Source organism: Streptomyces sp. Go-475 (genome assembly GCF_003330845.1).
GTDB lineage: Bacteria > Actinomycetota > Actinomycetes > Streptomycetales > Streptomycetaceae > Streptomyces.
Genome location: NZ_CP026121.1, coordinates 5,668,632 through 5,680,592 on the forward strand (window position 1 = coordinate 5,668,632; position 11,961 = coordinate 5,680,592).

The 11,961-nt window shown below is 71.2% G+C and carries 12 protein-coding genes; 5 read left to right on the top strand and 7 right to left on the bottom strand.

Annotated features, from left to right (window positions below; all coding sequences use genetic code 11):
- Positions 1-37: 37 nt before the first annotated feature.
- Positions 38-637: a DUF1003 domain-containing protein gene (locus C1703_RS26225; RefSeq protein ID WP_114255161.1), complete on the bottom strand. Its 600-nt coding sequence runs from the start codon at positions 635-637 to the stop codon at positions 38-40.
- Positions 627-1,913, bottom strand: a complete 1,287-nt coding sequence (locus C1703_RS26230; RefSeq protein WP_114255162.1) for a CBS domain-containing protein — start codon at positions 1,911-1,913, stop codon at positions 627-629. Before C1703_RS26230 ends, C1703_RS26225 begins: the two co-directional genes overlap by 11 nt.
- A gap of 201 nt (positions 1,914-2,114) precedes the next feature.
- On the opposite strand from C1703_RS26230, the gene C1703_RS26235 reads away from it, so the two are divergent.
- Entirely contained in the window at positions 2,115-2,876 is a 762-nt protein-coding gene (locus C1703_RS26235) for a hypothetical protein (protein ID WP_114255163.1), read from the top strand.
- A 4-nt stretch (positions 2,877-2,880) separates the two neighbouring features.
- Here the strand turns inward: C1703_RS26235 and C1703_RS26240 are convergent, their stop codons facing one another.
- Both C1703_RS26240 and C1703_RS26245 read right to left on the bottom strand, forming a co-directional pair.
- Positions 2,881-3,396, bottom strand: a complete 516-nt coding sequence (locus tag C1703_RS26240) for a hypothetical protein (RefSeq protein ID WP_114255164.1) — start codon at positions 3,394-3,396, stop codon at positions 2,881-2,883.
- Positions 3,397-3,419: 23 nt separating this feature from the next.
- On the bottom strand, positions 3,420-4,535 hold the full coding sequence (locus C1703_RS26245; RefSeq protein WP_114255165.1) for a magnesium and cobalt transport protein CorA: 1,116 nt from the start codon (positions 4,533-4,535) through the stop codon (positions 3,420-3,422).
- A 457-nt stretch (positions 4,536-4,992) separates the two neighbouring features.
- On the opposite strand from C1703_RS26245, the gene C1703_RS26250 reads away from it, so the two are divergent.
- Entirely contained in the window at positions 4,993-5,577 is a 585-nt protein-coding gene (locus tag C1703_RS26250) for a suppressor of fused domain protein (RefSeq protein WP_114255166.1), read from the top strand.
- 30 nt (positions 5,578-5,607) lie between these two features.
- Here the strand turns inward: C1703_RS26250 and C1703_RS26255 are convergent, their stop codons facing one another.
- Positions 5,608-6,831 carry an MFS transporter gene (locus C1703_RS26255; protein ID WP_114255167.1) on the bottom strand — a complete coding sequence of 408 codons (1,224 nt, stop codon included), beginning with the start codon at positions 6,829-6,831 and terminating at the stop codon, positions 5,608-5,610.
- A 159-nt stretch (positions 6,832-6,990) separates the two neighbouring features.
- On the opposite strand from C1703_RS26255, the gene C1703_RS26260 reads away from it, so the two are divergent.
- The 3 genes from C1703_RS26260 (at position 6,991) to C1703_RS26270 (ending at position 9,311) form a co-directional block, all read left to right on the top strand.
- Entirely contained in the window at positions 6,991-7,632 is a 642-nt protein-coding gene (locus tag C1703_RS26260) for a DUF6758 family protein (RefSeq protein WP_114255168.1), read from the top strand.
- Between the two features lie 110 nt (positions 7,633-7,742).
- Positions 7,743-8,603 (top strand): PHP domain-containing protein, encoded by an 861-nt coding sequence (locus C1703_RS26265; protein WP_114255169.1) that lies wholly within the window; start codon positions 7,743-7,745, stop codon positions 8,601-8,603.
- 102 nt (positions 8,604-8,705) lie between these two features.
- A complete protein-coding gene (locus C1703_RS26270) occupies positions 8,706-9,311 on the top strand; it encodes a MarC family protein (RefSeq protein ID WP_114257596.1) in 606 nt (201 codons plus the stop codon).
- Between the two features lie 17 nt (positions 9,312-9,328).
- Here the strand turns inward: C1703_RS26270 and C1703_RS39885 are convergent, their stop codons facing one another.
- Together C1703_RS39885 and C1703_RS26280 are read right to left on the bottom strand one after the other, a co-directional pair.
- A complete protein-coding gene (locus C1703_RS39885; RefSeq protein ID WP_232840597.1) occupies positions 9,329-11,563 on the bottom strand; it encodes a trypsin-like peptidase domain-containing protein in 2,235 nt (744 codons plus the stop codon).
- A gap of 154 nt (positions 11,564-11,717) precedes the next feature.
- Positions 11,718-11,870, bottom strand: a complete 153-nt coding sequence (locus C1703_RS26280; RefSeq protein WP_003992775.1) for a hypothetical protein — start codon at positions 11,868-11,870, stop codon at positions 11,718-11,720.
- Between the last annotated feature and the right edge of the window lie 91 nt (positions 11,871-11,961).

Consider the following 11,961-nt stretch of genomic DNA (forward strand, 5'->3'; position numbering starts at 1 on the left):
GATGGTACGGCGCCGTACCGGGGCGTAGGAAAGCCCGTCACCGGTCGTCTGCGTCACGTCCCCGTGACCGTTCCGCCGGGAATACGACGGTGTCGTGACGGTGGCCGTTCTGCCGTTCCTCCAGTTCCTTGACCATGTCCTGGAGCTCCGAGCGGATCCAGTCGCGGGTGGCGACCTCGCCCAGGCCGATGCGCAGGGCGGCGACCTCGCGGGTCAGGTACTCGGTGTCCGCGATCGACCGCTCGTTCTGCTTGCGGTCCTGCTCCAGGTTGACCCGGTCGCGGTCGTCCTGCCGGTTCTGCGCGAGCAGGATCAGCGGGGCGGCGTAGGAGGCCTGGAGCGACAGCATCAGGGTCAGGAAGATGAACGGGTACTCGTCGAACCGCAGGTCGCGCGGGGCGAGGGTGTTCCACGCCACCCACAGGACGATGGCGGCCGTCATCCAGACCAGGAACCGCCCGGTGCCGAGGAAGCGCGCGATGCGCTCCGACAGCCGGCCGAAGGCCTCCGGGTCGTACTCGGGCAGGATCCGGCGCCTCGGCACACCCGGCTGGTCGAGGCGGGCGGTGCGCGGCCGGGAAGCCGCCGTGGCACCCGCCGGCGTGCGTTCGCGCAGGCTCTCACGCTCAGGAACCATCGGTCGCCACCTCCTCCTCGTCCAGGTGGAACTCCGTCTCCCGCCAGTCCTGCGGGAGCATGTGGTCGAGCACGTCGTCCACGGTCACCGCGCCCAGCAGCGACCCGGCCTCGTCCACCACCGGCGCCGCGACCATGTCGTACGTGGCGAAGAACCCGGCGATGGCGGGCAGGTCCGCCTCCGGGTCGAGCGGCTGCAGATCGCTGTCCACGATCGAGCTGACCAGGGCGGGTGGTGGCTCCCGCAGCAGGCGCTGGAAGTGGACCGTGCCCAGGTACTTGCCGGTCGGCGTCTCGTCCGGTGGCCGGCAGACGTACACCTGGGCGGCCAGGGCGGGGGAGAGGTCCGGGTTGCGGATCCGGGCGAGGGCGTCGGCGACGGTGGAGTCCGGGCGCAGCACGATCGGCTCGGTGGTCATCAGACCGCCCGCCGTGCGGTCCTCGTACGACATCAGGCGCCGCATGTCGGCCGCGTCGCCCGGCTGCATCAGGCTCAGCAGCCGCTCCTGCTCGTCCGTCGGCAGCTCGCCCAGCAGGTCGGCCGCGTCGTCCGGGTCCATGGCCTCCAGGACGTCGGCGGCGCGCTCCTCCTTCAGCTTGCCGAGGATCTCGATCTGGTCGTCCTCCGGCAGCTCCTCCAGGACGTCGGCCAGCCGGTCGTCGTCGAGGGCGGCGGCGACCTCGGCCCGGCGCTTGGGGGAGAGGTGGTGCAGGACGTTGGCCAGGTCGGCGGGGCGCAGCTGCTCGAACGTGGCGAGCAGGTTCTCGGCGCCCTGCCCCTGCTCCTCCAGGGAGAAGCCGGTGACGGCGGTCCACTCGACGGTCAGCGCCTCGCCCTTGGCGCGCCGGAAGGCACTGCCCTTGCGGCCCTTGCGGACGAAGACCCGGTCGATCTCCCACTCCCGGCGGGCCGGCAGCTGATGCACCGACAGGTCGAGGACGGTGACCTCCTCGCCGGTCTCGGTCAGTGTGACGCGCCGGTCCAGCAGTTCCCCGAAGACCAGCCGCTCGGTGGGCCGCTGCTCGAAGCGCCGGACGTTGAGCACGCCGGTGGTGATGACCTGGCCGGACTGGATGGCGGTGACCCGGGTCATGGGCAGGAAGATGCGGCGGCGGGTGGCGAGTTCGACGACGAGGCCGAGCAGCCGCGGCGGCTTCTGGCCGACCCGCAGCATGACGACCAGATCGCGCACCCGTCCCACCTGGTCGCCGGCGGGGTCGAAGACGGCGACACCGGAGAGGTGCGAGACGAAGATCCGGGGGGCGCCCGCTGCCATGGCCGCGGCTCCTTTTCGTGCGGGGTCGTTCCTGGTGCCTGTGTTTTCCGAATTGCCCGCTCGGGTGGGCTTCAGGCTAGCCCGTCCCGATCGGGGGCGCGTCGGCGGGCGGTCCGGACGGACCGGCTCCGATCGGCCCCCACGGCCCCGGTACCCTGCCGTACGCCGTTCAGGTCTCCCGTCAGAGAGGCAGCCCCACCTGTGACTCCGATTCGCCAGAGCCGCAGCCGCAGCCGCAGCGCCGCGCTCGCGAGCGCGATGTGCGCACTGCTCGTGACGGGAACGGTGCTCACGGGCTGCGCGGAGGATCCGAACGAGGGCACCAACGGCGTCGGCCGGCTGCCCGCCCAGAAGATCCAGGGCAAGACCCGCGCGGCCGCCGAGTCCGCCGGGGCGGTCCGCGTGCACGGCAGCGTCGTCAGCGGCGGGCGGACGTACGCGCTCGACATGCGGCTGAAGGACGACGGCGGCACGGGCTCGGTGACCACGCAGGGCGCGACCTTCGAGCTGCTGCGCGTCGGCGAGCAGCTCTTCGTCAAGGCCGACGCGGAGTTCTGGAGTCACGGCAGCGGCCAGGGCGAGGGCGGCAAGGGGGACGCGGCGGCGGCCTCCAAGCTCGGCGGCAAGTTCGTGAAGGTGCCGCAGGGCGACCCTTCGTACAAGAAGTTCAGCGGTTTCACGGACAAGGCGGTCCTCCTCGACGGTCTGCTGACCCTGCACGGCACGCTCGCGACGGACGGCCACGACGAGCAGGCGGGCGTCCGCACCATCCGCGTCACCGGCGACAAGGGCTCCGGCGGCACCCTGGAGGTCTCCCTCGAGGGCAAGCCGTATCCGCTGCGCCTGGAACGGGCCGGAGGGGCGGGCACCCTCACGTTCTCCGACTGGGGGCAGGACTTCGCCCTCCGGGAACCGGAGCGGAACGAGACGGTGGACTACGGCAAGCAGCTGCCGACGTCCTGAAACGTCACTGCCTGCGTTTGCGCTTCTTCAGCAGCAACCGGGGCAGGCCCGCCGGGATCGGCCGGCGGGTGACCGCCGGGGACGGCAGCGGGGGCTCGGACAGCGAGTCGTCGGGGAGCGGCGCCGTCGCCCCGGTCGGCTCCAGCCGCAGCACCCGGCACTCGCGGGCCCAGCGGTCGGTCATGGCCTCGCCGTCGGGCGCGTTCAGCCGCTTGCCCTTCAGCTCGGCGACCGCCGCGTCCCACGCCTCGGTGCCCGGGGCGAGCTGCGTGACCCGCGCCGTCCAGGAGACCAGCCGGCCCCCCTTGTCCTTGCTGCGGACCGTCACCCGGGCCTCGGCCCCGTCGGCCAGCCCCGGCAGCGGCTGCTCGCCGGGGCCGTCGCCGACCAGGCACGCCGCGCCCTCGTGCCACACGTGCCACAGGGCACGCGCCGGGGCGTCGGGGCCCTGGACCCAGACGAGGCCGGACTTCTTCGTGGCCTCCTCGACGAGGGCCTGGTCGAGCAGCTCGCTTGTCATGGTCGCCAGCCTATCCACGCCGCTCACAGCCAGCCGTTCCGCTTCAGGGTGCGGTGGATGCCGAGGCAGATGACCACCGTGACGCCCATGATCGCCGGGTAGCCGTACCGCCAGTGCAGCTCCGGCATGTGGTCGAAGTTCATGCCGTACACCCCGCAGACCATCGTCGGCACGGCGATGATCGCGGCCCACGAGGTGATCTTCCGCATGTCCTCGTTCTGCGCCACGGACGCCTGCGCGAGGTTGGCCTGGAGGATGGAGTTGAGCAGCTCGTCGAAGCCGAGGACCTGCTCCTGGACCCGGGCCAGGTGGTCGGCGACGTCCCGGAAGTACTTCTGGATGTCCGGGTCGATCAGCCGCATCGGCCGCTCGCTCAGCAGCTGCATGGGCCGCAGCAGCGGCGACACGGCCCGCTTGAACTCCAGTACCTCGCGCTTGAGTTGGTAGATCCGGCCGGCGTCGGTGCCGCGCGGCGCGCCCTTGCGGCCCGGGGAGAACACCTCGGTCTCGACCTCGTCGATGTCGTCCTGCACGGCGTCGGCGACCGCGATGTACCCGTCGACGACGTGGTCGGCGATGGCGTGCAGCACGGCCGAGGGGCCCTTGGACAGCAGCTCCGGGTCGTCCTGGAGGCGGTGCCTCAGGGCCCGCAGGGAGCCCTGGCCGCCGTGCCGGACGGTGATGAAGAAGTCCCGTCCGGTGAAGCACATGACCTCGCCGGTCTCGACGACCTCGCTGTTGGCGTCGAGCTGGTCGTGCTCCACGTAGTGGATGGTCTTGAAGACCGTGAAGAGGGAGTCGTCGTAGCGCTCCAGCTTGGGCCGCTGGTGGGCCTGGACGGCGTCCTCCACGGCCAGCGGGTGCAGCCCGAACTCACTGGCGATGCCGGAGAATTCGGCCTCGGTCGGCTCGTGCAGGCCGATCCACACGAAGCCGCCGTCGCGGCGCACCAGGCGCACCGCCTCGTGCGGGGTCAGCGGGGTCTCGGTCTCGATGCGGCGGCCGTCGCGGTAGACGGCGCAGTCGACGACGGCGGAGGCCGTCGCGGGGCTGCGGGTGGCGTCGTACGTCCCGCTGCCCTTGCGGAGCGACACGCGGGACGGGCGGACGACGGCGCGCAGGTCGCGGATCATCGACATGGCGGGCTCCTTCGCGGGCGGGCAACGAAAGACGCCGACGTCGGATGGAGCTACCCGGAATGAGGACGTTGTGACTGATGATGTTTGGCACGTCCACAAAGCGGGGAGCACCGCACCGTCGCGGTGGCGCGTCTCGTCACTGATTCAGCTACTGAGGCAGATCAGGCAAAGCGAAACGAAGCGCTCTTCCGCGTGAAGCGAGTGCGAGAGGTGGCGACCAGCCAGAGCCAGAACAGCTACGTCAGCGGCGGGAAGAGCGTGGTGCTACTGCACGGTCGACTTCGGTCCATTGCAGTCCCACCTCCTCCGGCCGGTCCCTCGTAAGGGAGTTCCTTCGGCGTCGGGGCTTGATCGCGACGCTTCTGCGTGCTGCCCCGAACCACCGGGCAAGAGTAGCAGCCGCCCGACGTGTCAAGGCGCTTGTTTGCCCGCTACTGACGAGTTCTATGCTCGCCGCATGGCAGATGTTCTCCCTCTGGTCGAGGCCCGGTTGCGTACGGCGCTGGGCGAACCGGACGCGCGCGCGGCCGTCACCTTCCTGGGCACGGACCGCATCGAGGTGCTCCGCTTCCAGGAGGGCGACCTCGTCCGCTACGCCACGCTCGGCATGTCCGCGCACCCCATGACGGACCCCACGGCCGTGGTCGCCGACCCCGTGAAGGGCCCGCGCGCGGAGCTGGTCCTGTCGGTCCGCGCGGGGCTCGCCGACACCGACAAGGCGCTGCGCCCGCTCGCCGTGCTGGCCGCGTCTCCGCAGGTGGAGGGTCTGGTGGTGGCTCCCGGCGCCTCCCTCGACGTCGGTGAGCCGCTGTGGCCCGGCGCCCCCTTCACCTCTGTCCTGGTCGCCGAGCCGGGCGGCCTCGTCGAGGACCTGGAGCTGGACGAGCCCCTCGACCCCGTGCGGTTCCTGCCGCTGCTGCCGATGACTCCGAACGAGGCCGCCTGGAAGCGCGTGCACGGCGCCCAGGCGCTCCAGGAGAGGTGGCTGAACCAGGGGACGGACCTTCGGGATCCGTCCCGGAAGTCCGTCCCGCTGGAGTGAGGAAGGTCACCAACCCCTGGCCTGAAAAGGTCAGTTGGCGAAGACGGTGACGCTGTCCTCGGTCGCGTGCTGCGTCTCCGGTTCCTCCGCTTCGTGCGTGAGCGCCTTCCGTCGTACGACGACCACGAGCGCGCCCAGCATGGCCGTGACCGCGGCCACCACGAACGGGATGTGGAGGTCGGTCCACTCCTCGATCTTCGGTGCGAAGTACGGGGCGGCGGCCGCCGCGAACCAGCGGACGAAGTTGTAGCCCGCGCTCGCCACCGGCCGGGGCGCGTCCGAGACGCCGAGCGCCAGCTCGGTGTAGACGGTGTTGTTCACGCCGATGAAGGCACCGGACAGGATCGTGCAGACCACGGCCGTGGTGTGGGAGCCGTAGCCGAGCACGAGCACGTCGGCCGCGAGCAGCACCAGGGAGGCGCCGAGCACCTTGAGCGAGCCGAACCGCCGCTGCAGCCGGGGCGCCACGATCACCGAGAAGACGGCGAGCAGCACGCCCCAGGCGAAGAACACCGCACCCGAGCGGTACGGGCTCATGTCCAGCACGAACGGCGTGAAGGCCAGCACGGTGAAGAACGTGTAGTTGTAGAAGAACGCCGAGACCGCGGCGGAGGCGAGCCCGCCGTGGCCGAGGGCCTTGAGCGGGTCCAGCAGCGAGGTCCTGCGGGCCGGCTTGGGCTGCTCCCTCAGGAACGCCGCGATGCACAGGAAGCCGACGGCCATCAGGAACGCCGTGCCGAAGAACGGGTAGCGCCAGCTGGCGTCGCCGAGCAGGGCGCCGAGCAGCGGACCGCACGCCATGCCGAGGCCGAGGGCCGACTCGTAGAGCAGGATCGCCGCGGCGCTGCCGCCGGCCGCCGCGCCGACGATGACCGCGAGGGCCGTGGAGACGAAGAGCGCGTTGCCGAGTCCCCAGCCCGCGCGGAAGCCGACCAGTTCGGCGACCGATCCGGACGTGCCGGCGAGCCCGGCGAAGACGACCACGAACGCGAGCCCGAGCAGGAGGGTCTTCCGGCCGCCGATCCGGCTGGAGATGAAGCCGGTCACCAGCATCGCGACGGCGGTGATGAGGAAGTACGAGGTGAAGAGCAGGGAGACCTGGCCTGCCGTGGCGTGGAGGCCCTGCGCGATGGACGGCAGGATCGGGTCGACGAGTCCGATGCCCATGAAGGCGACGACCGACGCCCCGGCGGTCGCCCACACGGACTTGGGCTGCTTCAGGAGGCCGCCCGCTCCGGCGTCGAAGGGGTCCATGCTCGCTCCCTTTCCGAGACGGAAGTAGTTGGTATATACACACACTAAGTTAGCTAGACTAATTAATGCAAACTACATCTAGTGTGGGTGGTGAAGGGTTCCGTCCGGATGGGTGATCGTCCTTGACGCGGCGCGGCGGGGGTAGGACCGTGGGGCCCTATGAGGGGCGAACCCAGTTGCCCGAAGTGCGGTGGCCGGGTCAGGGCTCCCGGCCTCTTCTCCGACTCGTGGCAGTGCGATGTGCACGGCACCGTTCATCCGGTGCAGCCCGTGATACCGCCCAGCGTCGACGCCCTCAACGTCGTGGTGCACCGCACGCAGGTGCCGGTGTGGATGCCGTGGCCGCTGCCGGTGGGCTGGCTGTTCACGGGGGTGGCCTGCGCCGGGGATGACCGTACGGGTGGTCGCGCCACGGCCGTGGCCTGCACCGGGCCCGGGCCGCTCGGCGGGATGGGTGAGCTGATCCTGGTCGCCGAGGAACTGGGCGTCGGACTCGGGGCCCGGTACGCCGGGATGGACGGGCCCGACCCCGGGCCGTACATGGATGTGGGGAAGCCGGCTCAGGCGAAGGTGCTGGCCGCCGGGCGGCCGACGCCGTTGTGGCACGTCTCCGGGGTCCCGGGCGACCGCGCGGTGTTCGCCGGGGAGGCGCTGGGGATGTGGCTGTGGGCCGTGGTGTGGCCGGAGCAGTCGGGGTTGCTGATGTACGACGAGCTGGTGCTGGCGGATCTCCGGGACGCGGGTGCCGAGGTCGAGCTGGTGCCTTGCGGGGCGTTGTCGCCGCGCCTGCTCGGGCCGTAGCGCCGTTGATGTAGGGGGCTCTTCTCGGGTTCGGGTGTGACAGGGGGCCCGGAAAATACGGTTATCCTTGAGCAGCCCCGTTCGTGTCGTTCGTGTCTGGAGTCCGTGTCGTGCGTATCGATCTGCACACCCACTCCACCGCTTCCGACGGCACGGACACCCCGGCCGAGCTGGTGCGCAAGGCGCACGCCGCCGGGCTGGACGTCGTCGCGCTCACCGATCACGACACCACCCGCGGGCACGCCGAGGCGGTCGCCGCGCTGCCCGAGGGGCTCACGCTGGTCACCGGGGCCGAGCTGTCCTGCCGGATCGACGGCATCAGCATGCACATGCTGGCGTACCTCTTCGACCCCGAGGAGCCGGCGCTGCTCGCCGAGCGGGAGCTGGTCCGGGACGACCGGGTGCCCCGGGCCCAGGGCATGGTCGCCAGGCTCCGGGAGCTGGGCGTGCCCGTGACCTGGGAGCAGGTGCTGCGGATCGCCGGCGACGGGTCCGTCGGGCGTCCGCACGTGGCGACCGCGCTCGTGGAGCTGGGTGTCGTGCCGACCGTGAACGACGCCTTCACCCAGGACTGGCTGGCCGACGGCGGCCGGGCCTTCGTGGAGAAGCACGAGACCGACCCCTTCGAGGCCATCCGGCTCATCAAGGGCGCGGGCGGGGTCGCGGTGTTCGCGCACCCCGGGGCGAGCAAGCGGGGGCGTACGGTGCCGGAGGCCGCGATCGCCGAGATGGCCGCGGCCGGGCTGGACGGCATCGAGGTCGACCACATGGACCACGACGCGGACACGCGGGCGCGGCTGCGGGGGCTGGCGAAGGAGCTGGGGCTGCTCGTCACCGGGTCCTCCGACTACCACGGCAGCCGGAAGACCTGTGTGCTCGGGGAGTACACGACCGACCCCGAGGTGTACGGGGAGATCACGCGGCGGGCCTTCGGGGCGTTTCCGGTGCCGGGGGCCGGCGGAGCCCTCTGACGGTTTCCCGCCCCTGATCCCTCAGGTCCCTTTCCCAGGCACTCGGCGCTGTTCGCCGTGCCTTTCGCGCGCTCGACCCACACCCGCAAGGCCATCACGCTCATGTTCGACGTCGCCGTCTTCGGCTCCCTGTTCCTGACCCTCTTCGTCATCATGGATCCCCCCGGGATCACCCCGATCTTCCTCGCGCTCACCGCCGGCCGGCCCGGGAAGGTGCAGAAGCGGATGGCGTTCCAGGCCGTCTGCGTCGCCGGTGGTGTGATCACCGTGTTCGGGCTCCTGGGGCACCAGATCCTCGACTACCTGCACGTCTCCGTGCCCGCACTGATGATCGCGGGCGGACTGCTGCTCCTGCTCATCGCGCTCGACCTGCTCACCGGGAAGACCGACGAGCCGAAGCAGACCAAGGACGTCAACGTCGCCCTCGTGCCGCTGGGCATGCCGCTGCTGGCGGGACCCGGTGCGATCGTGTCGGTCATCCTCGCCGTGCAGAAGGCCCACAGCGTCACCGCGCAGGTGTCCGTGTGGACGGCGATCCTCGCCATCCACGTCGTGCTGTGGCTGGTGATGCGCTACTCGCTGGTGATCATCCGGATCATCAAGGACGGCGGCGTGGTGCTGGTGACACGGCTCGCGGGCATGATGCTCTCCGCGATCGCCGTGCAGCAGATCATCAACGGCGTCACCCAGGTGATCCGGGCGAGCTGACGGTACGGAACGGCCTGTCAGCCCCGGTCCGCGAGCACGGAGCCGATCGCTTCGGCCGCCTTCTTGTGGGCGAGGTACTCGTCGATGTCGTGCGCGCGGCCGCGGCCGTTGGCGACGGCCAGCTGGTCGAGTTTCCCCCACCGCTCGTCCGCCAGCGGGCAGCCGATCGCCACCGCGTCGGTGGGGCACCAGACGTTGACCCAGTCGCGCACCCGGGGCGGCCGGTGCGGGCCGCGCGCGAGGAGCCGTCCGTTGACGCCGTCCATCCCGAGCGGACTGCCCGCCGTCACCAGCAGGACGGGATCGAGCCCGTCGGGGAGCCGGGTCAGCAGGTCCATGCCGACGACCGTGCCGAGGCTGTGCGTGACCAGCACCAGTTCGCCCTGGGCGGGAATCGTCTCCAGGACGCTGTCCAGTACGGACTGCCGGACGGCGCTGTCGGCGAGGTACAGGTCGACGTCCCGCAGGAACGTGGCGATGGTCCACTCGTCCAGGTCGGATCTGGCGGCCAGCCAGCTCAGCGGCCGGTGCAGCGTCCCGACCAGACCCGCCCCGAAGCCCTCCGTGGCCGCCGGCCCGTCCTGGGGCATGCCGGCCCGGGTGGCCGCCTCGTGGAGCAACTGCTCGTAGGAGCCCGTGGGCGACTGAGCGGCGAACGCCTCGGCGGCAGCGGCGGCGCTCAGCCGGTCGAGGGCGATGGCCTCGGCCGTGCTCTCCCTGCCGCTCACCAGGTTGTGCAGTCTCGTGCCGTAGAACGGGAACCACACGTCGTCCGGGTCGAGCGGGGGCAGCGACGCGAGGGTGAGTCCGCGGTTCAGGCCGGCCGTCCACTCCCGGCGGAGGTCCGCGGGCTCCTTGCTCTGCTGGTCCCGGCCGTGCAGGAAGACCAGATGCCGCCGGCCGCCGAAGGCGGTGCCGCGGGCGGGGAGCCCGGCCTTGTGGGGCACCGGGCGCGCCTCGGGCGCGGTTGCCGCGGTCGAAACTGGCTGTGGGGCGGAAGTGGTTTGAGGGGTGGGAGTGGTTTGAGGGGGTGTAGTGGTTTGAGGGGTGAAAGCCGTCTGCGGGGCGAAAGCTGTCTGCGGGGCTGAAGCGGTCTGGGGGGCTGAAGCTGTCTGGGGGGCCGTGCCGCCCGGCACCGCCGTCGCCGTCGTCCCGTCCGGCGATGTCATGGGAGCCGTCGGTGAGGGGAGCGCCGGCCCGGTGACCGTGCTCCGGTCCAGGCCGGAGTCCGGGCCCATCTCGGCCAGCAGGGTGCGTCGCCCGGGGTCGAGGTCCAGCCCGGCCAGGTGCTTCAGGATCGAGCTGATGCGGACGCCCTCGTTGGCGACCCAGTCGATCGCGTCGTCGCCGTCGCCGTGGGTCCAGGGCTTGCCGTCCTTGCGCAGGACCCGCCCCTGGTCGTCCTTCTTCGGCACGCCGCTGTGGTGCAGGGCCACGACCTCCCACTGGTCGTTGAAGACGGGGGAGCCCGAGTTCCCCGGTTCGGTGTCGGTCGTGTAGTGGACGAAGTCGTCGAGCCGCACCAGCAGCGCGTTGTCGCGCAGCGCGATCTCCTTCAGGCGCCCCTGCGGGTGGCCGATGATGTTCACCTTCTCGCCGAGCACCAGCTTGCCGAGCTGGACGCTCAGCCGGTTCCAGCCGAAGACCTCGCCCGGCGGACGGCCGTCCAGGGCGGGCGCGAGGGCCACCAGGGCGAAGTCGAGCCGTCTGTCCGCGGCGAAGAAGGTCCCGGGGTCGAGCTCCACCCGGACGACCGTATCGGGCAGGTTGTCGGCCGTGATCTGGGCGTTGAACTCGGCGAAGCAGTGGCGGGCGAAGCTCTCGTCGGGCAGCACGTGGTGGTTGGTCATCATCAGCCGCGGCGACACCATGAAGCCCGTGCCGTGCGGCAGCTCGCGGCCGTCGCGGCGCAGAGTGATCCGGGCGACCGTGGCCCCGGCCCTGACCCCGCGGGGGAGGAAGCTCCAGGCCTGGAGCTCGTTGGACAGGTTGATGATGCGTTCGTTGGCGTCGGGCAGGTCCATGGCCTCGCCGTGGATGTCCGCCACCACCGCCGAGGGCGACAGGCCGCCCCGGTCGAGGATCCGGTCGGCGCGGACGGCGAGCGCGTCCGGGGCGTCCGGGAACCGTACGCCGGCCGCCAGCCGGCTCTCGACCCGCTCGCGCTCCGTGGCGGAGTCCTCGTACCGCCGCGCTGCCTCCGCCGCGGCCTGCTCGTGCAACTCCACGTTCGACCGGCCCGTCACGGACATGCGGTCACCGTCCTGTCCTCGTTCGCTGTCTCGCTGGCGCGCTGTGCCTCTCTCGCCAGTACGCCCCCGACCAGGGCGGTCCGCAACAGCGGAGCCCCCGCACGGCCGATGCCGGGCGGGGGCTCCGAGGTTTTCGTGTGGGGAGAGCCGCGCGTTATGAGGCCGTGGTCTCGGCCGGGCGGATCCACAGGCGCTGCCCGATGGCGGCGGCCTGCTGAACGATGCGGTTGACGGAGGCGGCGTCCACAACGGTCGAGTCCACAGGTGTGCCGTCGACGTCGTCGAGTCGCATGATTTCGAAGCGCAAGGGCTTCTCCCTTCGTCTGGTCATCCTCCTGAGGAGAACTACTTGAGTGGCGGCCCACCAGGCTGCGGTGCTCGGTGTTCCGTATGGGTCA